We start from the raw sequence: 413 nt of genomic DNA, 5'->3' as shown, positions 1-413 counted from the left end.
ATCCACGTTGGTCATTACAGGAACCGACGCTTCAGACAGCTTCTCGACCGAAGTGCCGACTTGTAGGCTTCCACCCGAGGACCCGGCAGCGAGGCTGGCCTTCCCCTGGGAAGGAGGGCACACCAGGGTACGTCCTGAAGAGATGGGCTGAACCTTAGCGGCAGAACGCTGCATAGGCGGAATCACTGAAGTGGCCAACGACATTGCGATCGCCACGATGGCCAAGGTCACTGCCCACACCGGCCCCTTCCAGTAGCGTCCGGCCTTCTTATCGGGTTCCGTCAGCTCATCGCAGCTATCTTCGCCGGATGCCGGCACCTGAGCCATAGCGCGGGCAGCATGAGGCGTCGGCTGGTCGCTGACATTTTCAGAACCGGCCGCGCGACGCGCTGGGATCGCGCCCTCCTCCACGA

General features: G+C 62.7%; 1 protein-coding gene. It reads right to left on the bottom strand.

What is annotated here, in order from left to right; all coding sequences use genetic code 11:
- A partial coding sequence (locus AAZQ98_RS17640; RefSeq protein ID WP_434694140.1) for a hypothetical protein occupies window positions 1-413 on the bottom strand: 413 nt, incomplete at both ends.

Origin of the sequence: Glutamicibacter sp. Je.9.36 (assembly GCF_051129975.1) — a bacterium.
In the GTDB taxonomy this organism is placed as follows: Bacteria; Actinomycetota; Actinomycetes; order Actinomycetales; family Micrococcaceae; genus Glutamicibacter.
The sequence above is the reverse complement of the archived record's forward strand: the minus strand, read 5'-3'. Positions and strand labels throughout refer to the sequence as shown.